At 60.5% G+C, this 20,228-nt stretch carries 14 protein-coding genes; 1 reads left to right on the top strand and 13 read right to left on the bottom strand.

The window, feature by feature from the left end:
• Positions 1 to 91: 91 nt before the first annotated feature.
• The 6 genes from AB4Y82_RS03790 to AB4Y82_RS03765 form a co-directional block, all read right to left on the bottom strand.
• Positions 92 to 1,462 (bottom strand): lipopolysaccharide biosynthesis protein, encoded by a 1,371-nt coding sequence (locus AB4Y82_RS03790; protein WP_441611113.1) that lies wholly within the window; start codon positions 1,460 to 1,462, stop codon positions 92 to 94.
• Entirely contained in the window at positions 1,459 to 2,397 is a 939-nt protein-coding gene (locus AB4Y82_RS03785; RefSeq protein ID WP_441602557.1) for a GDP-L-fucose synthase family protein, read from the bottom strand. The genes AB4Y82_RS03790 and AB4Y82_RS03785 overlap by 4 nt, the downstream gene beginning before the upstream one ends.
• Positions 2,390 to 3,499, bottom strand: coding sequence for a GDP-mannose 4,6-dehydratase (gene gmd, locus AB4Y82_RS03780; protein ID WP_441602558.1), 1,110 nt, complete (start codon positions 3,497 to 3,499; stop codon positions 2,390 to 2,392). The genes AB4Y82_RS03785 and gmd overlap by 8 nt, the downstream gene beginning before the upstream one ends.
• Positions 3,500 to 3,595: 96 nt before the next feature.
• On the bottom strand, positions 3,596 to 5,641 hold the full coding sequence (locus AB4Y82_RS03775; RefSeq protein WP_441602559.1) for a tetratricopeptide repeat protein: 2,046 nt from the start codon (positions 5,639 to 5,641) through the stop codon (positions 3,596 to 3,598).
• Positions 5,642 to 5,747: 106 nt separating this feature from the next.
• Positions 5,748 to 7,676: a hypothetical protein gene (locus AB4Y82_RS03770; RefSeq protein WP_441602560.1), complete on the bottom strand. Its 1,929-nt coding sequence runs from the start codon at positions 7,674 to 7,676 to the stop codon at positions 5,748 to 5,750.
• Positions 7,677 to 7,860: 184 nt separating this feature from the next.
• On the bottom strand, positions 7,861 to 8,301 hold the full coding sequence (locus AB4Y82_RS03765; RefSeq protein WP_441602561.1) for a pilin: 441 nt from the start codon (positions 8,299 to 8,301) through the stop codon (positions 7,861 to 7,863).
• A gap of 564 nt (positions 8,302 to 8,865) precedes the next feature.
• Here AB4Y82_RS03765 and AB4Y82_RS03760 point away from each other — a divergent pair.
• The gene (locus tag AB4Y82_RS03760; RefSeq protein ID WP_441602562.1) at positions 8,866 to 10,941 is read left to right on the top strand and encodes a prolyl oligopeptidase family serine peptidase; all 2,076 of its coding nucleotides are present in this window, start codon (positions 8,866 to 8,868) and stop codon (positions 10,939 to 10,941) included.
• A gap of 137 nt (positions 10,942 to 11,078) precedes the next feature.
• Here AB4Y82_RS03760 and AB4Y82_RS03755 read toward each other — a convergent pair whose 3' ends face one another.
• The 7 genes from AB4Y82_RS03755 to AB4Y82_RS03725 form a co-directional block, all read right to left on the bottom strand.
• The gene (locus AB4Y82_RS03755; protein WP_441602563.1) at positions 11,079 to 11,987 is read right to left on the bottom strand and encodes a hypothetical protein; all 909 of its coding nucleotides are present in this window, start codon (positions 11,985 to 11,987) and stop codon (positions 11,079 to 11,081) included.
• A 157-nt stretch (positions 11,988 to 12,144) separates the two neighbouring features.
• Positions 12,145 to 13,161 (bottom strand): magnesium/cobalt transporter CorA, encoded by a 1,017-nt coding sequence (corA, locus tag AB4Y82_RS03750; RefSeq protein WP_441611112.1) that lies wholly within the window; start codon positions 13,159 to 13,161, stop codon positions 12,145 to 12,147.
• 45 nt (positions 13,162 to 13,206) lie between these two features.
• The gene (locus AB4Y82_RS03745) at positions 13,207 to 14,406 is read right to left on the bottom strand and encodes a lipoprotein N-acyltransferase Lnb domain-containing protein (RefSeq protein ID WP_441602694.1); all 1,200 of its coding nucleotides are present in this window, start codon (positions 14,404 to 14,406) and stop codon (positions 13,207 to 13,209) included.
• Positions 14,407 to 14,477: 71 nt separating this feature from the next.
• Positions 14,478 to 15,323: an HlyC/CorC family transporter gene (locus AB4Y82_RS03740; RefSeq protein ID WP_441602565.1), complete on the bottom strand. Its 846-nt coding sequence runs from the start codon at positions 15,321 to 15,323 to the stop codon at positions 14,478 to 14,480.
• A 141-nt stretch (positions 15,324 to 15,464) separates the two neighbouring features.
• On the bottom strand, positions 15,465 to 16,982 hold the full coding sequence (locus AB4Y82_RS03735; protein ID WP_441602566.1) for an efflux transporter outer membrane subunit: 1,518 nt from the start codon (positions 16,980 to 16,982) through the stop codon (positions 15,465 to 15,467).
• A gap of 14 nt (positions 16,983 to 16,996) precedes the next feature.
• Positions 16,997 to 18,967: a glycosyltransferase family 2 protein gene (locus tag AB4Y82_RS03730; RefSeq protein ID WP_441602567.1), complete on the bottom strand. Its 1,971-nt coding sequence runs from the start codon at positions 18,965 to 18,967 to the stop codon at positions 16,997 to 16,999.
• Positions 18,964 to 20,226: a hypothetical protein gene (locus AB4Y82_RS03725; RefSeq protein WP_441602568.1), complete on the bottom strand. Its 1,263-nt coding sequence runs from the start codon at positions 20,224 to 20,226 to the stop codon at positions 18,964 to 18,966. The genes AB4Y82_RS03730 and AB4Y82_RS03725 overlap by 4 nt, the downstream gene beginning before the upstream one ends.
• Positions 20,227 to 20,228: the final 2 nt, after the last annotated feature.

The following is a 20,228-nucleotide window of genomic DNA, read 5'->3' as shown; positions in this document are numbered from 1 at the left end:
AATAGCTCGAACTCGTGAATCGTTGTGTACGTATCAGTGGCTGCACAGATGGAAATGACCAGCGAGTGCGTTTGCGAATCGAAAGGACCGACTAGTATCGCGATTGCGCCACGGTTTCACGAATATGCTCAACTCTGAGCCCAAGGGGCAAGAGAACGAGCAGCGTGTATACCGTTAGAGTAATCCACGGCAGCATATCCGCTCCAAAATGTGTGAGGGCGTAGGCCTTGCACGTAAAGGTTACCAACGAGAAGGGAACAGCCAAAAGAAGCTGATAGCGCAAGACACTGGCCGCATTGAGCAAGGTCGACGTCGCCGTACCGATGGCGTCGACCACGCAGGCCAAGGCAAAGCCGAACAGCAACCAAGCAGAGGCCTGGGCTGGGTGATGCAGCCAGATGGACGTGACGGGTTGGTAAGCCAGCGCAAGCACGGTACCGACGCAGCATGCATACGCACCGGCCACGAGCGCGGAGCGTTTAAACGTTCGATACACCCATCGATGGTCACCCGATGCGAGCGCGTGACGATAGGTGGGCCACAGCGGCGCCCATACAAGGGCCAGAGTCATGGGAATGATGGAAAACAGCCTTTGTGCCAGCGCGTAGACGCCCGCTTCGGAGGGTCCGCGCAACGCAGAGATGAGGGGCAGATCCATCGAGAAGGCCAGAGAAGCAGCCAATTGCAGTACAAAGAAGGAAAGCCCCTCACGGCGAATTCGTGTGGCGTAGTCTTGCGTTGCGGCAGGCAAGGGCGCAGAAGATACAGCAGGCAGGGAGCGCCGTAAGTACAGCAGATTGCCAGCGGAGGCCAGCAGTGGCGTGAGGACCGTGGCAGCAGTAAGCGCTACGAGAGATCCGTGCTGGGTGGCGACAACGATCACAACAAGTAGCGTTGTCAACTGGCCGGCAGCTTGCCATCGGAACGCCCGATCACCTTGACCGAGTCCCAGTTGCACGCGATTCGCCATATTGAGGGGGATGGCACAGACAACGGACAACAAAACCATAAACGAAGCCGTCCTGGCGACACCCTCCATGCTCTCGGGTACACCGAGTAATCGGTGCCAAGGCATAAAGGCGCCCAATGCGGTAGCAATCACTGCCACATAGGCGGCAATTTTAAAGAGCGCGCGCTGACTTTCGCGGACGATGATTGGAATCTCAGGACCCGCGTCACGTCCACGTGCCGCTGCGACGAGATTCATGGTGCCGTTGCCGAAGCCGAAATCGAGAAAGTTAGAGACGGCAATGAACGAAACAAGGGTAGCCCAGACGCCGAATTCGTTTTGACCGAGCGCATGGAGCACAAAAGGAACGGATAGAAAAAGATTTGCGGCCGCGGCGGCTTTGGCGATCAATGACCAGAAACTGGTCCGAAGTATTTGCAAGCCACGGGGGCCGAGATGGTCCAGTGGCCGGAACTTAGATGCTGGCGGGGGCGGAGTCTCATTCGGACTCATGAGCCCACATACGCCCCATAGGTCTGTTGAAGTCCCTCTTGGAGCGAGATGCCGGGGCGCCAACCAAGCTGGGACAAGCGGCTCACATCCAGTCGCTTCCTCGGGGTGCCGTCAGGTTTTTTGTCGTCGAACGCCAGCGAGCCTTGGTATCCGACGACCTGGGCTACGGTGCGCGCGAGCTCCGCAATGCTGACTTCTTCCCCTGAGCCAACGTTGACGAAGTCCGGGCCGCCGTATTGGCGCATCAGGAACACCGCTGCGCTCGCGAGATCGTCCACGTGGAGAAATTCCCGAAGCGGTCGCCCGCTCCCCCAAATGGCTACTTCTGGGCTATTGACAAGCTTCGCTTCATGAAAGCGGCGGATGAGCGCGGGAACGACGTGCGAATTCTCGGGGTGGTAGTTGTCACCAGGCCCGTACAAGTTGGTTGGCATGGCACTTATCGCGTCGAAACCATACTGTTCCCGATAAGAACGGCACATCATCAGCCCTGCGATCTTCGCGACGGCATAAGCCTCATTGGTCGTCTCAAGCGGACCGGTGAGCAAATATTCCTCTTTGATGGGCTGTGGGCAGTCTCGCGGATAAATGCAGGACGAACCCAGGAATAGGAGTTTCCTGACTCCATGTCGCCATGCACTATGGATCACGTTTGTTTGGATGGCTAGATTCTGATGGATGAACTCAGCGGGATAGGTTGCGTTGGCATGAATGCCTCCCACCTTGGCGGCAGCTAGAAAAACGTATTCGGGTTTTTCGCGCTCAAAAAAACGCTCGACTTGATCCTGCCGAGTCAGATCGACCTCAGCATGCGTTTTCAGCAACAGATGGTCCGCGCCCTCTGCAAGCAGATGCCGCACGATCGCCGAGCCCACCAGCCCGCGATGGCCAGCAACGTAGATTCTGGCGTGAGCGTCCATGATTGCCTCACTCATGACGTTCTGCCGAGACAAACCCGGCATGTTTGACCAGAAGATCTCGCTTGGCGAGGTCCAAGTCCACGAGCATCATCTCTTGGACCAGCGACTCAAACCCTGTCTTCGGCTGCCAGCCCAGCTTTTGTCTGGACTTTGTCGGGTCACCGAGCAGCGTGTCGACCTCTGCGGGTCGAAAATAGCGCGGATCAATGGCAACGATCTGTTGACCCGTGCGTACGGCTGAATCGGCTGGCGCCGACGACACAATGCCACGCTCATTCGCGCCGTGTCCCGTCCATTCGATCTGGATGCCTACAGCGCCCGCTGCTTTGTCAATAAACTCGCGGACCGAGTGCTGAATTCCTGTGGCAATCACGAAGTCTTCAGCCTGCTCCTGCTGAAGCATGAGCCATTGCGCTTCTACGTAGTCTCGAGCATGCCCCCAGTCGCGTCTGGCATCGAGGTTGCCCAGATAGAGGCATTGTTGCAGGCCAAGATGGATGCGCGAGATCGCACGGGTGATCTTGCGAGTAACGAATGTTTCCCCGCGCAATGGCGACTCGTGATTGAACAGAATGCCGTTGCAGGCATACATGCCATACGCTTCACGGTAATTCACAGTGATCCAATAGGCGTAGAGTTTTGCCACGCCGTAGGGTGAGCGCGGATGAAACGGGGTCGTTTCCTTCTGCGGTGTTTCCTGAACCAGGCCGTAGAGTTCGGACGTTGATGCCTGATAGAACCTGGTCTTTTGCTCGAGTCCGAGGATGCGTATGGCTTCCAGCATACGTAGCGTGCCCAGCCCGTCAGCATTCGCCGTGTATTCCGGAGTCTCGAAGGAAACCTGGACGTGGCTTTGAGCGCCGAGATTGTAGACCTCGTCGGGCTGCACCTGCTGAATAATGCGAATTAGGTTGGTCGCATCCGTCAGATCGCCATAGTGCAAAAAGAACCGGCGATGCTCGTCGTGCGGGTCTTGGTAAAGATGATCAATTCGATCAGTGTTGAATGACGACGCACGGCGCTTGATTCCGTGGACCTCATAGCCCTTGGCGAGCAGAAGCTCGGCAAGATAGGCGCCGTCCTGGCCGGTGATTCCCGAAATAAGAGCCCGTTTCATTGGCGATATTTGCAAGTCGTAGGAGGGGTCATAATACGGCTTTGGACACGGGTGGGTGTGGCACGCCTTGTGCGGTGGTGCCCTGAGTCAATTAGCTCAGTTGCTTTGCGCATGCGGCGCATCGTCTTTCTGCTTTGCTGCGATACGTGCATTTAGGGTGGCGATCCCCTCATCCATGTGCCCGGCTAGGTTGAATGTCTGAAGGCCGCGCAATGCTTGACGGGCCTCGTCAAGGCGTCCAGCGTCGGTCAGCATGCGAACCAGAGTGATTCGGTACGCCGGTTCCTTTGGATTGGCGTTGACGGCATCTTGCAGCATCTGCACGGCAAGGTTGTGGTCGGCCAATACCTCCCAGGCGTACATGCCGTACATGTTCAATAGCCTGGCACTCGGATTTGGATGGGACAGGGCGGCCAGATAGGCCTCAAGCATGCGCTGCTTGGGCAGGTCGCACTCGCCGTTGGTCTGGCACGAACTCAATTCCTCAAGCGAACTTTCATCCTGAACCGTGGATTTTCTTGCCTTGAGTTTGGCAATCATACTGTCCCACCAACGATCCTCTAGCGGAACGTGCATGCGTGAATTCATGAAGATCAGCGCTTGCTGGGGAAGGATCGACGATTCTGGCAGGGCTGCAGCCTTCTCCAGCGCGTCGTAGGCCAAGCTCCGATAAGGTGAAGTAGGTTCGTAATTCGAGTAGATAATGTAGGTGCGGCCAAGCTCATACATGGCACGAGGCGAGTTGGGAGCCCGCGATGCAAAGTCGGACGCTTGCCGCAATGAATCTCCCCAGGCGTATGACGTGACGAGTGTCAGGGCTGACCAGCAAACGACCAGTCCGCCGAAAAGGATGTGTCGTGGCATCGCGAGCGGGAGTGCCCCCCTCGGCGAACTCTTGCCGGTAGAGCGCCACGAGCCCGGCGCGGTCAGCAGGGGAACAATGACCAGCATGATGCCAAAACCGGCAAAATAGTTTCGATGCTCGTAGACAAGTTCGAGCGGGAGAATGGTTCCGGTCAGGAGATGGCCGCTGATAAACCACATGATCCCGAGCGCGACCAGCGGGAAACGTCGACGCACACGCACGGCGAACGCGGCCAGGACCAACAGTGCCAAAATGCTGGCGAGAGTGGTCCAAGGAGCAAGCAAGCTGCTCGAGACTTGATATTGGTCGTGGTAGAACGACAGCGCCTGTGGCGTTGGTAGCACGGTCCAAATGAGATAAGACAGAACGACGCGCCCCTCCGTCAACAGGCGGGTTGTAAGCGTGAAGTCGCGCGTTGCCCAACTCGTCGGATCGAGAACAGCTGGAAGTAGCCACGCGATACCAATCACCGCTGGCAATAACAACGTCAGGCCAAACAGGGTGCCAATGCGCCAATCGAAGGGCCGTTTTGTCTGGCGGTCGTCAGCACGATCTCTCGATGGTGCCGAAAAGCCGAAGAGAATCCACTCAGCGCATAACGCATACAGAGGCAGGAGTACTGCCGTTTCTTTCGCCAGCACGCCTACGGTGGTCGGCACAACAATGCTCAAGGCGCAAACGAGGATTCCACGCCATGACCGACTCGGATGGGTGTCTGGTGTGGTCGGGGCGAGCATGGATATACGGCCCGCGGTATAGCCGATAAGACCCAGCAAAACAAACAGATTCGCGAGGCTCTCTTCGCGCTGCACAATGTAGAGGACTGCGGAGAGATTGATGGGCAGAATCATCCATGCGCCAGCTATGAGAGCCGCGACGACGTTTGCCCGTTCTTTGGTAATTGACTCGGAGAGTGCTGCGACCCGAAGAAGCAACAACCGGGACAGCACGAGCATCAAGATGCCATTCAACAGGTGGATGGCTAGATTGGTTAGCTTCCAGCCCCAAGGATTGAGGCCGCTGATCGCAAAGTTGACCACGAAGGTAAGTGACGCCAGGGGCCGCTTGAACTCGCTGGCTGGCGACGACAGCGCGGCACGAACCAATGCCCGAAAATCGAGTTTCGTTGGCTGCACTGCATGATTGCTGAGGATGTTGGGGTAATCGTCGAACAGCCATCCACCGGAAAGGCCAGGCCAATAGATGATCATGGTCAGCATCAGGGCCAAGACAAAGAGCAGGCGTTCGCGTGAACCGTAGCGCTTGAGAAATGACATTGCGTGGTTAGCCAGTGCTCGTTGGTTGGAGGGCGGCGGCCGCCCTGTAGTGTCCCAATTATGGATGACCGATGCCTGCCTCGCATCTCGGAACCATCCGTGAGGGTCACTTCATGCGCTTGATCTCGGCAATGACTTCGGCATTGACAGCCTTATCGTCCACCAACAGACGTCTTAACAGTGGCAGGCGACTGGTGTCGGTGTCTTGCAATACGCCGATCGCCTGCTCACGAAGGCCTGCACTGGCAAGGTATTTCGCCTGCAGTCGGGGAATGTTGGCGTCGGGGTCCGCCCGGTAGGTGGCGTCCAGTTCTCGAATGGCCATGTCTAGATCGCCATGCTGCACGGCCCAAAGGTGCTTCTGGTAGTGAAGAATGCCGCCGGAAACAGCATTATCACGGTAGGCAGGGTTATCCAGCATGATATCTACGCTGCTTTTCCAGCGGTCACTATTCAGCGCGGGGCACTGATTGCCGGTCGCCAGAATGCGCAATGTCTCCATGTTTTCGAAGGCAGTGCGATCGAAAGAGGATGTGCGCAGAAGTCGATCTAGTTCGTCCACGTCGTGGCTGCTGAGGGTGCCCAGGCTGCACAGCAGGTAGATGCGGTTGGCCTCAAGGCCAGCATTGTATGGGTGGCGCGCCTTTATCGTATCAATGGTGCGTAGCGCTTGATCCAGGTGTCCGCTTTTGGACAGGCGATCCGCCAGATAGCCTTGAGCTCGAAGAGAATCTGGTTGTGCATTGGCCCACACTGTCGCCAACAGGTCTTCTGACGCATAGACACGTGCACTTAAGGCTGTTGCAAAGCAGCAGGCAACCAACCAGATTCCGTAAGCCAGTTGAGCGAGGCTTCGCGGTGCGGCCGCCACCAACCGTGTCATCCCAATGCCAATAGCCATCATCACGCCGATCAGAGGTACATAGTTCCGATGCTCAAAATAAAGCTCGAGCATCACGGTCGAGCTTTCGATCAAATGCCCACAGAGATACCACAGGATCGCTAGGGCCAGCAGCGGCCGGCGCGTCATCGAGGAAAAGGCCGTCGCCACTCCAGCGATAAGCAGGGCGAAGCAAAGCGCCGTGCTAAGTGGCGACGCCAAGCCACGCGAAACAACGAGATCGTCGTGATAGATCCCGTAGACACCGAATCGGGGAAAGAAGGTGTTACCAAGGTAGGTGGCCAGTACGCGCGGCTCGGTCAGCAGGCGCTCGCCCAGCGTGAAATCGCGGATGTACTGTTGGCCCCAGGCGACGTAGCCGGCGTGCAGCAGGTAGGCCAGCACAAAGAGCGCGGCCGGCCATATCAAAAGACGGCGCAGCCATTGGAGTTGGCGGGGTAGCCTGCGTGCCTGAGCCCGCAACACCGTTGCGTCAAGCACCAGCGCGTAAACGGGCAGCAGGATGCCGTTTTCCTTGCACAGTATGCCCAGCACCGTGCACAGGCCAAGGCCAGTCAACATCCATGCCGCACGGCGGGATACAGGTAAATCGTCGCGAAGAAGGCTGCGCAGGTAAGCAAGTAGGCCCAGCAGGACGAACAGCGCCATCAGCAGTGTCATGCGTTGCACTACCAGCACTACGCCAGAGAGCTCCATGGGATTCAGCAGCCACGCCGCCGTGGCAAAGAGGGCGGCAAGTTCATGTTGTTCCGTGGGCCGCGGCGAATTGCTCTTCTGGTCAAGTGATCGGGACAGATGCCTGGTCAGCTGGAATACGAGGAAGCCACACCCAAGATGCAGGGCTAGGTTCACCAACTTGAATGGAAACGGCGAGCCGGGCCAGTCGCTTCGTTGAGGAAGAAAGCTCAACATGGCCAGCGGACGGCCGGGCAGGTCTCTTGCTTGAGAAAGATAGATGCCCAGGTCGCGCCAGCTCGACACATGATCGATGCTGGTCAAGGCCGATAGATTGGGAAAATCATCAAAGAGAAACGGCCCCCGCAATGCCGGCCAGTAAAGTGCTGCGCAGACGATCAGTATCATGATCAAGAGCAACCACGTTTGCGTGGATTTGGCCGGGCGATCGAAGATCATGTAATTGGAAATCCCCACGAATCTGGCCTTGCGTAATCAGGATACTTTGGTGTTCTGCGGCGGGTACTTGTCCGGCCAGTCTGGACGATCTTCGAGTCTCACTATTGGTAACCCAAACGAAAAAGACCCCTCCATCGGGAGGGGTCCATATACGCGATCCAGCAGATTTGCTGCAGTGATCTTATTACTGGCAAACCTTCGGGAGATACTTCGGATCGACGGTGGAGGTGCAGGTCCAGACGATCGTGCCACCGTTGGAGATGTTGCCCGACAGCTGGACAGTCTTCTGGTTCAGGGGCGCCGAGACGGAACCGGTGGACTTGAACGTGGCCGTGATCGTGCAGGGGCCGTTGCCACCGGCGATGGCGGTCTGCTGCACATACTTGCCAGTGTAGCTGCCGGCCAGATAGAAGCCGGTGGTGCCGTTGGTCGGGCACGAGCCCGTCTGGTTGAAATACTCGACGACCGGCGTCTTCAGGCCGTCAGCAATCGTCTGCGATTCCGAGAACTGCGACTTGGTGATGTAGTTCTGGTACTGCGGGATGGCGATGGCAGCCAGGATCGCGATGATCGCCACGACGATCATCAATTCGATCAGGGTAAAGCCCTTCTGCACGTTCTTCATGGTGGTTCCTCTGTTTTTGGTTAGCTAACCGGTAATGCCCCCTGAGCCCCGGTCCCGATTCCCCCTAGGCGGGAACGGACCCCCTTACTGCGGCCTGGAACGACCAGGAAGCTCGCGGCAATTGCAGCACGTTATGTGCCACTTGTGCCACTTGGCAGGTCCCCGCTGGGTAGCGGGTGTGTGGATTGTGCATAGGGTCACGAGACCCGGCAACCTGATTGGATCAGGCTTTTTGCAGGATTGTCGAGCCCGTCTCGCTGCGGTGGATCGGCATGCTAAAGCGGGGCAGAAAGTGACGTTGCACGTCAGTTGATTTGTGAGACCCCCGTCTCAAAGTGCTCGGGATGGTCACTTCCCTTGGGTTTTGACGGGCGCTTTCCGAGGTGTTTTCGCCAACTTTCAGGCTGCCAAGGGGGCGATGAGAGCGCTACGTTCGAGGCTGGCGGTCCGACCAGCTACCTGTTCGCCTCGCTGCTGTGGCTCCCCATGCCGCACCGTGCCTTGCCTCGGACCCCCGTCGACTCGTACCGTCACCGCTTTCGCAACACCCAGGAACCCCACCCAATGAAACCCTTGTTTGTCGCGCTGGCGCTTGCGTTGGCCGGACCTTCTGCCGTTGCGGCTGAGGTCGAAAACCACGGTACCCACCCTTTCACTATCCGCGATCTGGTGATGATGGATCGCGTTGGCGATCCGCAGCTGTCGCCGGATGGTCGCCAGGCGCTCTATACCGTGCGTGCCACGGATTACGCAGCGAACAAGGGCGTCACTTCGATTTATGTGCTTGACGTGGCCAAGGGGGGCGCGCCGGTCAAGCTGGTGGAAAAAGCGTCCTCGCCGCGTTGGGCGCCCGATGGTTCGGCCATCTATTACGTTGCCGACAAAGATGGCGTCTCGCAGTTGTGGCGTCGCCCCTTGGGCGCATCGGCCACGGCAGCGCAGGTGACGCACGCGCCCATCGATGTCGACGGCTACAAGCTTTCGCCCGATGGCAAGAAAGCCTTGCTGACCTTCGGTGTGTTCACCGACTGCACCGATCTGGCCTGCACCAAGGAGCGTCTGGACGGCCGCGCCAAGGACAAGGCCTCGGGCACGGTTTACGACAAGCTCTTCGTGCGTCACTGGGATACCTGGGCTGACGGTCGTCGCGCGCAGCTCTACATCGCCGATCTTGATCAGCCCACGGCGCAACCCATGCTGCTGACGCGTGGCATCGATGGCGATGTGCCGAGCAAGCCGTTCGGTGATGATGGCGAGTTCAGCTTCTCGCCCGATGGCAAGACCGTGTATTTCGACGTGCGCATCGCCGGCAACAGCGAGCCGTGGTCGACCAATTTCGATGTCTATAGCGTGCCGGCCGATGGCTCCGCCGCACCGCGCAACCTCACGGCCGAGAACCTGGCGTGGGACGCGTTCCCGGTGCCGTCGCCAGATGGCAAGACGCTGTACTACCTCGCCATGAAGGTGCCGGTGTCCGAAGCCGATCGCTTCCGCATCATGGCGCTGGACCTTGCCAGCGGGCAGAAGCGCGAAGTGGCACCGAGCTGGGATCGTTCCGCGGGTGGCATGCAGGTGTCGGCCGATGGCAAGACGCTCTATGTCACCGCCGACGACAACGGGCAGCGCCCACTGTTTGCCGTCGACGTGGCAAGCGGCAAGACCACCACTCTGGTCAGCAACGGCGAAGTAGGCGGCTATTCACTGGGCAAGTCGTCGCTACTCGTGCAGCGCGATGACCTGAAGCACTCGGCGGACCTCTATGTTGCCGACCTGCAGGGCAAGGGCCTCAAGCAGGTCACGCATTACAACGCCGAGCAGCTCAAGAAGACCCAGATGGGCGAGCCGGAGTTCTTCACCTTCAAGGGTTGGAACAACGAAACGGTGCAGGGCTATGTCGTGAAGCCGGTGGGTTACAAAGCCGGCAAGAAGTATCCGGTGGCCTTCATCATCCATGGCGGCCCGCAGGGCGCGATGAACAACAGCTGGAGCTATCGCTGGAATCCGCAGACGTATGCCGGTCAGGGCTTTGCTGTGGTCACCATCAACTTCCACGGTTCGACGGGCTACGGCCAGGCGTTCACCGATGCGATCTCGGGCGACTGGGGCGGCAAGCCGCTGGAAGACCTCAAGGCCGGCTGGAGCGCCGCGCTGTCCAAATACAGCTTCCTCGACGGTGATCGCGCCTGCGCGCTGGGCGCCAGCTACGGCGGCTACATGATTTACTGGATCGCCGGCGTGTGGAACCAGCCTTGGAAATGCCTGGTCGACCACGACGGCGTGTTCGATGCGCGTGCCATGTATTACGACACCGAAGAGCTGTGGTTCGAAGAGCGCGAGAACGGCGGCACGCAGTACGAGCACCCGGAAAACTACGAGAAGTTCAACCCGGTCAACCACGTCAAGGATTGGCGCGTGCCGATGCTGGTCGTGCATTCGGCCAAGGACTTCCGCATTCCCGATACGCAGGGCCTGGGCGCCTTCACGGCGCTGCAGCGTCGCGGCATCCCGAGCAAGCTGCTGCACTTCCCGGACGAGAACCATTGGGTGCTCAAGCCGCAGAACAGCGTGCAGTGGCATGAGTCGGTCAATGCATGGTTGAAGCAGTGGACGGCTGAGCAAACCCCAGCGTCGTCTCATTGATCGGTAGCCCCCGCTGCAGCGTGCAGCGGGGGCTTTGAGCTGTTCCTGGACCTTTGCCTGGCGTCGGTGTCATACGGCGACGCCGGGCCGTTATTGGCGTCGTTTCGCCGCGATGCTCCTGATGCAGCATTGCTGGATCAGAGTTTTTCCAGCTGCCCAGTATCCGTGTTGAAGACTGGAAGTCCCTTGATGGCAAGAAGTCTGTCCGCGCCACTCAAGTAGGTGAGTGCCCCATCGGGGGCTCTGCTCTCTCTGAACTTCGAGAGTACAAAACCCTGCTCCAGCGGAATCTCACATACGGTCGCATTGAGGGCGTCTCTCTTGACGAAGTAAGCGTTATTGCCTGCGCTATTGCATCCGACAAAGGCGTAGCCCTTGGCAGATGCGAGCTGATGAAGGGCTCTGAGCGACGCGCCGAAATAGAGATTGCTGCTATGTGCCCTTGATCGTTGGAACGACTTGTCGTACGGAACGGTGATCGCCCGGTCCAACCCGAACACACTGTTGTACTCAAGGATCAATAGCGTTGGCACCACGGCATCGATCTCGTTGAGGATCCAGTAGTCGTTTCCGTCAAGATCGATATGGAGCAGGCCAATATCGGTTGGGAGTCTGGATGATCTGAGCAATTCGTTGATGTTCTCCCTATCAATGAATGCCTCCTTGGCCGTCAGATCGTATCGCCAGTAGTACTCCGATCCGATGATCTCTTCGATGTTTTGTTTTCCTCCGTCCATGATGAGGCCGGACCAATTGTTGTTCATCATCAGGAATCGCGTGTTGGATTCGCGGTAATTCTCGACGCCAAACTCGACAAATGTTTTGGACGGAAAATTGAGGTGGGCGGTGAGCCACTGAATGATTCCGTCGTCACCCCACTGCGAGAAAATCCTGAATTCGACATCTTCCAGGCGTTGGATATTCTTCTTGGCCCTGACGCTGTCGGACAGCAGCTTGCCGGTAGCCAGAAGCTGCCGTTCTGCCTCTGGCAATACATGCCGGCGAAGCGCAGATTTTAGGCGCTTAAGTTGTATGGAAACGGGCATGGATCTCCCCGGAAGATGGGTGCTCAAGACAACCGGAACTATCCCGGTTTGGCGGCATCGTATTAACGGCGATAGGGTAGTACGACTTTTTGGTCAAGGCGCAGGCTGCTGCGGCGGCTCGCTTTGATCGGACAGGCGAAGCGCGGAAAGCGATTCCTTAGAGCCATTTGCTTCGTTTGAGCACGTAATAAATACTGCCTACCAGTACCGCCACAATGCCAATGATGGCAGGGTACRCCCACGGTTTGCTGAGCTCCGGCATATGCGCGAAGTTCATGCCGTACCAGCTCGTGATCAGCGTCGGGGCGGCAAGCATGGCTGCGTAGCCGGCGAGGCGCTTCATCACTTCGTTCTGGCCGAACGTGACCAGCGACAGGTTCACGTTGATGGCGGCGGCGAGCATCTCGCGCATGGCGCTGATCGACTCGTTGACGCGGAATACATGGTCGTACACGTCGCGGAAGTAAGCCCGCAGTTCGTCCGGTATGAGCTGCGGATGCTGCCGCACCAGCTGGCTGATGATGTCCTGCATCGGCGCCACGGCGAGTCGCAAGGTCATCAGGTCGCGCTGCATGTCATACAGGCGGCGGATCGTGCTGCGCCTGAACGTGTCCGAGAAGATGTCCTTCTCCAGCTCCTGCAGCTCCTCGCGGAAGTCGCGCACGATGGGCAGCAGGTTGTCGACGATGTAGTCGAGCACGCCATACAGGCCATAGGCTGGCCCCAGCGCGAGCAGGTCCGGCGTATGTTCGCAGTTGCGCCGGGCGGGGGCGTACGAGAGCGAGGCGCCATGGCGCACCGTCACCAGATAGCGCTGGCCCAGGAACACATGCGTCTCGCCAAAGGCAAGATGCCCGCTCACCAGCTGCGCGGTTTGCACCACCACGAACAGTGAGTCGCCATAGGTTTCGATCTTGGTGCGCTGGTGTGCCGCCTGGGCGTCTTCGATCGCAAGATCATGCAGGTCGAATTCCTCCTGCAGCTTGTGCAGCAGCGATTCGTCGGGCTCGTGCAGGCCGACCCAAACAAAGGTGTCCGGTTGCTTCAGTACTTCGCTGATGTCATCGACACTGATGTCGCCGATGCGTTGCCCGTCGAAGCGATAGGCAACGCAGTTGACGACCATTGAGGAAGCAGGGGTGAGGCCAGCGGGTTTGGCGGTGGTCATATCCATGCGCAAATGATGCGCCGGGATGGAAGACAGGGCAACGACAACGGTTCACACCGTGGCGACGTTGGCCACCTGCTGTCGACGCATGCACCAGGCCGTTACCAACCAGATAGGCAACGCAAAGAGTAGCCACGGTTGGTTCTGTTGCACTACACCGGGCAGCACGTGCAGCAGGCAGGCGATCAGCACAGCGAGCAGCTGCAGCATGATCGCGCCCGTGGCGAAGCGCGAAGCGGCGAGGTGTTTGCGCGAACGCCACCAGGCCGGCAGCAGCAGGAGGGCCAGCGGATTGAACAGCAGCAGATTGGCGTTGGCCCATGCGGAGTGGTGCGTGGTGAGCGTCCACAGGATCAGCAGCGCGATGCCTACGAAGCCGGCCAGCAGCAGATAGAGCGAGCCGAGCAGGGCGCCGACGATCGGTGCAAAACGGTAGGCGGCGATCAATACGACCGCAAAAATCAGCCCAGCCAAGGCTAGCGGCAGACGAAGATCGGGTGCTGAGGCCGGCGGCGCGTCAAGACGATTGGGCGACAGCACCTGTTCGTCGATCACCAGGGGCTGCGCGTGGCCGTCGGCGTTTTTCACCGTGACGTGGTTGACTGCCTGCTGCAGTTCCATCGGCAGGAACGCTTCCTGCCAGGCATTGAGCGGCTGGTCGGCGTAGGGGCCCAGGCCCAGGTCGAGGATCAGCATCAGCCACGCCTGCTGGCTCATCAGGCGCGCGGTCTGCTGGCGATAAGTCATGCCGCCCTGACGCGCTTCGAGCTGCGGCTTCAGGATGCCACCGAGAGCCTTGTCGAGCGCATCGCGCACGCGGGTGGCGCAGTTGCGCACGTAGTAGTCGTAGTCGTAGCGCGCGTTCTCGGGCTGCAGATTCCACAGCAGGTAGTCGCGCATGTCGGCCGCCTGGGCCGGCGTGAAAGCCAGTCGCTGGCGTGTGACCGAGCGACCGACTTCGGTGTAGTAGTGCTGGTCGACGTCGGACGGCGCGGCGTCCATCAGATAGTGCATCTGGCCTTGCGCGAAATGCAGCAGGAAGCCGCTTTCGTCGAAGTCGAACACGCCGTAGTTGAAGGTCACCGCTTCGCCGCTCACGCTGTCGCGCAGCTCGATCGCGTCGTGCCCGAAGCGTTCCCAGTACGTGTCGCCGGGACCATAAGTGATCAGTGACACGTCGAGGTTGCTGCCCGGTGCATTGGCGACGCCGGCACGCGCGTGGGACGGCCACAGCAGCAGGCAGCACAGCATCAGGCTGGCCACGCTGGCGATAAAACGGCTCAGGCGCGGCGACGCCGACGTTCCACCACGACGATGCACGATCAGCTTTCCTGGCGAATCACGCGGAACGCCTGGACACGGCGATCGTCCGCTTCGGTGACGTGGAACAGGTAGTCGCCAATGGCGATTTCTTCGCCCACTTCCGGCAGGTGGCCGAATTCGGAGGTGCACATGCCGCCCACCGTATCGAATTCCTCGTCGGAGAAGTTGGCGCCGGTCTGTTCGTTGAAATCGGCGATCGGGGTGAGCGCGCTGACTACCCAGCCGCCGCCCGATTGCTCGTGCATCAGCGTGGGTTCTTCCTCATCGTCGTGCTCGTCGTCGATCTCGCCGACGATCTGCTCGAGCACGTCTTCGATGGTGATCAGTCCGGCGACGCCGCCGTATTCGTCCACCACCAGCGCCATGTGGTTGCGCGTGTGGCGAAACTCGGCCAGCAACACGTTGAGGCGCATGGACTCGGGAATGAGCACGGCCGGGCGCAGCACGCTGGCGATGTCGAAATGATCGCCATTGCCAACGAAACGCAGCAGGTCCTTGGCGAGCAGGATGCCGAGGATGTCGTCCTTGTCTTCGCCATGCACGGGAAAGCGCGAGTGGCCGGATTCGACGACGGTCTCGAGGATCTCGCGCAGCGGCGCTTCGGCCGAGAGCATCACGATCTGCGTGCGCGGAATCATGACGTCATCCACGCTGAGCTCGGTGACCTTGATCGCACCCTCGACCATGGTCAGGGTGTCGATCGACATCAGGCCGTTGGTCTGGGCGGTGCGCAGCTCGTCGATGAGCTCTTTGCGGTTGCGCGGCTCGCCAGAAAACAGGTGGCCCAGTCGATCCCACCAACTGCGGTGGGCCGGGCCGCTGGTACTGCCAGGGTCCTCGTTCATTACTCGTGCGGATGCAGCCCGAACTCGGGCGGAATGGTCAGTCTAGCGGAAAATTCGTGACGATTCAGGAACAAGGCGCAGGAGGGGCTGGCGCCGATACGCAAGGGCGGCGCCGCCTCCCGCCGTCAGGAGCTGTTGAATTCACCGGGCGCTGGCCGTTGCCGCTGGTGGCGAGGGTGCCCGGGCAACCCCGGCCGTCTGTCCGCGGCCGCCATTCCAGCCGCCGCCAAGCGCCTTATAGAGGTTGACCTGGTTCACCGCCTGGTCCAGTTGCAGGCCGACCAGCTTTTGCTGGGCGGCATACAGTGAACGCTGGGCGTCCTGGGTGGCGATGTAGTCGTCCATGCCTTCCTTGAAGCGGACCTGCGAGATGCCATAGACGCGTTGCGACTGGTCGACCAGCTCCTGCTGGGCCTTGAGTTCGGGGACGATGTGGTCGCGCACGGCCAGCGCGTCGGCTACTTCGCGGAAGGCCTGCTGGACGGCGCCCTCGTAGGCGGCCGTGGCGCCGGTGTAGCGGGCCTTGCTGGCGGAGAGCTCGTTCTTGTTCTTGCCCCAGTCCAGCAGGGGCATGGCTGCCGAAGCTCCGGCGTTCCACGCCAGCGAGCCGGCCGAGAAAAGGTTGGAGAGGCCGCCGCTCAAGGCGCCGAGCGCAGCGGTCAGCGCAATATTCGGGAAGAAGGCGGCACGAGCGCGGCCGATGTCGGCATTGGCTGCGCGAAGGCGATCCTCGGCTGCGACGATGTCGGGGCGGCGATCAAGCAATGACGAGGGGAGCCCCGCCGGGACGTCGGTCAACAGAGGCGCCTGCCACTGGCTCGGTGTGCCGTAACCAGCCGGCAACGGCTGGCCGATCAGCACCGTTATGCCATTGATGTCCTTGGCGATGCGGGTCTGCACATCTTCGACATCCACCTGGGCAGCGCTGACCTGAGTCTGCGATCGGCGCATGTCGAACTCCGACACGCCGCCATCTCTGAATGCGTTCTGCATCACCTGCGCGTGTTGCTGCTGCGCGGCGAGCGTCTGCTGGGCCAGTTGCAGCAGGGCGCGATCGGCGTTGAGTGCCAGATACGCGTTCGCCACTTCACCGATCACGGCGATGCGGGCGGCCTGATAGTCGGCAGCACTGGCTTCTGCCAGCTTGCCCGACTCGTGCGCAATGGCGCGCTGGCGACCGAAGAAATCGAGTTCGTAATTGGTCATGCCGGCCTGTACCTGGAAGGTATTGAACGAGGCGGCGGTGGTTCGGTTGTTCTGGATCGGGCCCAGCAAGCCGTTGCTCGGCTGTTGCGTCATTCCAGGCAAACGCTGGCGTCCGGCGTAGCCTTGCAGATCAATCTCGGGGAACAGATTTGCACGCGCCACGCCATAGCCCGCGCGCGCCTCGGCCATGTTGGCGGCGGCGATGCGCAGGTCGCGGTTGTTGTCCAGCGCGATCTCGATCAAGCGCTGCAGCGCCTGGTCTTTGAAGAAATCACGCCATTCCAGTTCAGGCATGGCGGGCGCTGGCGTGGACGTTGTGGAGGACTGCGTGGTCCTTGCCTGTTCGGGGAAACGGTTGGGCACGGGCATGGACGGGCGCTGATACGCCGGCTCCATCGTGCAGGCGGCCAGCAGGCACGTCGTGAGAGACACAGCGACTATCAAAGGCTTCATGGCTATCTCCGGAATCAGCGCGGCGGCATGGACAGGCCGGCCAGTCGTGCCAGGCGCAGGAAGGCACGCAGCGGCCGCGCCTTGATGGCAATGTTGTGCGGCGCCTGGCTGAAGATCAGTTCGATCAGTCGATGCCGCAACGCTTCATTGGTTTCAAAGTGCACGCACAGGCGCCGCTTGCTGTGGCGAGCCACTCGCGCTGGCACCCAGCCCACCTCGGGAACCAGTACGCGCAGGCGTTCGCCCGGTGCAGGTACGGCGGGGCCGCGACGCAGGGCGGCACCACTCAGCGAGATATCGATGAATTGGCTGGTCTCCTCCCGCGCGCCGACGCGCCAGCGTGTGGCGCGGTGGAACGGAAACCGTTCTTCCTGGCGCAATCGCGGAAGATCCACGCAGGCCATGATGGCGGCCAGGTTGAGCACCAGCGCAATCAGCGTCCAGCCAAGGTTGAACGCGGTGCCCGCGCTCATGTCGGCATTCATGATGGTGTTTACCGCGCCCGCCTGAAGGAACAGCATCAGCGCAATAAAGAAGGCAGCGAGCCTCCAATGCACCACGACCTTGCTGCGATCCAGTCCTTTGGCGGTGACTTTGAACGGACGTCCAAACGGACGGAAGCAGGCCGAGATGATGGTCCTGGTCACGGCGTAGGCCGCCACCAGCTGAGTCACCTCGGTGAAGATGGGCAGCGTTCTGCGTTCGGTGATCCACGGACCGTAGAACCAGAAGCCGATCAGGGCCGGCAGGCCGTAGTACAGGAACCGCTCCGGCGAGGTGTAGAACGCGGCGATGCCGAAGTACCAGTACAACACCGGCGCCACCAGCATCATCAGCAGGAACGGCTTGCCGATCCAGTGCAGCATGCCGTGGATGTAGTGCAGGCGGTCGATCAGTTTGTAGCCCGAGCCACGCAAGGGGCCATCCTTGAGCAAGGCCACCTGCATGGTGCCCAGGCACCAGCGGCCGCGCTGGTTGATGTACTCCACCAGACCTTCGGCCGAAAGTCCCACGGAAAGGCGCTCGTTGAGCCAACGCGTGATATAGCCGCTTCTTCGCAGCAGATAGGTGGTGTGGATGTCTTCGCAAACACTATCGGTCGGAAAGCCGCCGGCGTCGGTGATCGCCTTGCGCGAGATCACGAACGACGTGCCCACGCAGAATGCCGAGTCCCAGGCGTCGCGCGAGGGCTGGAACACGTCGAAGAACACGCGCTGCTCATCCACCCAACTATCGGTCGCACCCAGGTTGTGCTGGATCGGATCGGCGTTGTAGTAGAACTGCGGCGTCTGCACCAGCGCCACCTTGGGGTCGGCGAACAGGCCGAGCACGCGATAGAGGATGTTCTTCTGCGCCGCAAAGTCGGCATCCAGCACCAGGATGTAGGGCGCATTGGTGTGGCCGGCGGAGAGTCGCAGGCCGTTGTTGAGGTTGCCTGCTTTGGCATGGCTGTTGTCGGGGCGCCGGGTGTAGTTCACGCCCAACTGGGCGCAGCGGTCGCGCAGCCAGTCGCGGCGCGTATCGTCCAGTACCCATACGGCGACACGCGGATAGTCGATCGCCTTGGCAGCGACGATGGTCTTTTCCAGGATCTGCCAGTCCTCGTTATAGGTGGCGATGAATACATCCACCGCGGGCACATGGGTGCCGGCTGCGCGCAGGCGCTTTTCGCCGGCATCGGCATGCGGGCGGTTGTCGCGCCGACGCACCATCACGGCGATGGCCGCAAGCGTGTAGACGATGGAGATCATCTCGAAGGCGTAGAACACGTACGACCACACGCTGGCGAAGCCGTGGCTGGGATCCGGCAGCGTGTCAGCGCTGCGCCAGAGCGCGTAACGCAGCAGCAGCCCACCCGACAACAAGCCGAACAGCAGGCGATCAAACGGGCGATGCGGGTTGGCAAAACGAGCCATCCCCGCGCCCAGCAGCAGGGTGAGGCCGATCACCTCGAGCATGGACATGTCGTCGAACGGAAAGCTCATGGCGCCTGCTCCGCGTGGCCAATCGGGTGACCTACCAAGGGATTCCAGCCCTTGGCCGCCAGGGCCGTCCAGGCCGTCGCGCCGAGATGGGGCTGGTGGTAGTAGAAAAAGTCGGCGTAGGTGGACGTTGGACCGATCGCAAAATCAGTAGCGATGCGCGGTTGCGGCGTGGCATAGAGCATGCCGCTGGCGCTGCGCTGTGCGGCGAGCACCTGCCATAGCGTATCGGGCACCGGCTTGCCACTTGCCTGAAGCCCCGCGGCGACCTGCGCCGTTCCCTCGGTCCATACGCCATCAGGCTGGCGGCGATACCCGTAGCCGTCGCCGCTGCGATGTTGCGAGTCGATCCAGGACCACACCTGGTTCCAGTCAGCCGGGTGCGAATCGAAAGCGAGCAACGGCCACACCTGTGCATCGAGGCCGGATTTGTCGCGGGAAAGCGTCTTGCCGTCGTCGAGCGTGCCGACGAAGAAGCGCTGTTGGGTCGGGTCCCACATCGACTTCACAAAGTCGCCGGCGACCTTGGCTTGTTGCGTCAATGCGGCATCGCCCGTCTCGCGTCCGGCCCACGTCGCAGCCGCATAGACGTCCAGATTGTGTTCCGTGGCTTTCCAGTGTTGCGGGCGCTGGGCGTTGTCGTAGCCGAACAGACCGCCCTCGTAAGCGGCAGGCGCCGTGCCCAGCGTGTGGGCTTGTATCCAGTGCAGCTGGGCTGCGGCGCCATCCAGGTAGCGCCGGTCGTGACTGCTGTCATAGACGGTCAGCAGCAGCAGCGATGCCCACGCCGCATTACCGGTGGCCGTGCCCACCTGGTAAGGGTCCTGACTCCAATAGTTGCCCTTGCTCTCCCAGTAGCCGGGCAACTCAACTTTGTCCCCGGTGATCGCACCGCCGCGATAAGCGTTGCGAAGTCGGCCATCTTTGAAAGTGGGGTCATGCGACGCGGCGATCAGCAGCGCGTCGGCGATGCGTTTGGCCTGCGCCGCGTCGCCACAGGCGGTGAGGGCGATGCCGGCCAGCGCGTTGTCGTAGACGAAGGCTACATTCTCCAGTGCCCTCACCGATCCGGGTTGAAGATTCGGGTAGCTAGGCAACAGCATCGGACCCTGGCCGGGATTGGCTGCGGCAGCCGAACGCAGCACGGAGCAGGTGCTGTCGGCGAGTTGCTGCTGGGTCACGCTAGTCGACAGCACGGGACTGGATGCCATCGCTGCCAGGAGCAGTCCGATGCCGGAGAAGTAACGTCGTCGTATCAACATGC

Source organism: Dyella sp. 2YAF14 (assembly GCF_052114725.1).
Taxonomy (GTDB): domain Bacteria; phylum Pseudomonadota; class Gammaproteobacteria; order Xanthomonadales; family Rhodanobacteraceae; genus Dyella.
This window is presented reverse-complemented; position numbering and strand designations above follow the sequence as displayed.

Excerpts from the sequence above, each read along its gene's own strand:
- AB4Y82_RS03770 (WP_441602560.1), bottom strand. The coding sequence starts at position 7,676 with ATGATCTTCGATCGCCCGGCCAAATCCACGCAAACGTGGTTGCTCTTG.
- AB4Y82_RS03740 (WP_441602565.1), bottom strand. The coding sequence starts at position 15,323 with ATGAACGAGGACCCTGGCAGTACCAGCGGCCCGGCCCACCGCAGTTGG.
- AB4Y82_RS03790 (WP_441611113.1), bottom strand. The coding sequence starts at position 1,462 with ATGAGTCCGAATGAGACTCCGCCCCCGCCAGCATCTAAGTTCCGGCCA.
- AB4Y82_RS03765 (WP_441602561.1), bottom strand. The coding sequence starts at position 8,301 with ATGAAGAACGTGCAGAAGGGCTTTACCCTGATCGAATTGATGATCGTC.
- AB4Y82_RS03730 (WP_441602567.1), bottom strand. The coding sequence starts at position 18,967 with ATGAGCTTTCCGTTCGACGACATGTCCATGCTCGAGGTGATCGGCCTC.
- AB4Y82_RS03760 (WP_441602562.1), top strand. The coding sequence starts at position 8,866 with ATGAAACCCTTGTTTGTCGCGCTGGCGCTTGCGTTGGCCGGACCTTCT.
- gmd (WP_441602558.1), bottom strand. The coding sequence starts at position 3,499 with ATGAAACGGGCTCTTATTTCGGGAATCACCGGCCAGGACGGCGCCTAT.
- AB4Y82_RS03735 (WP_441602566.1), bottom strand. The coding sequence starts at position 16,982 with ATGAAGCCTTTGATAGTCGCTGTGTCTCTCACGACGTGCCTGCTGGCC.
- AB4Y82_RS03755 (WP_441602563.1), bottom strand. The coding sequence starts at position 11,987 with ATGCCCGTTTCCATACAACTTAAGCGCCTAAAATCTGCGCTTCGCCGG.
- AB4Y82_RS03725 (WP_441602568.1), bottom strand. The coding sequence starts at position 20,226 with ATGTTGATACGACGACGTTACTTCTCCGGCATCGGACTGCTCCTGGCA.
- AB4Y82_RS03785 (WP_441602557.1), bottom strand. The coding sequence starts at position 2,397 with ATGAGTGAGGCAATCATGGACGCTCACGCCAGAATCTACGTTGCTGGC.
- AB4Y82_RS03775 (WP_441602559.1), bottom strand. The coding sequence starts at position 5,641 with ATGTCATTTCTCAAGCGCTACGGTTCACGCGAACGCCTGCTCTTTGTC.
- AB4Y82_RS03745 (WP_441602694.1), bottom strand. The coding sequence starts at position 14,406 with ATGCTGTGCTGCCTGCTGCTGTGGCCGTCCCACGCGCGTGCCGGCGTC.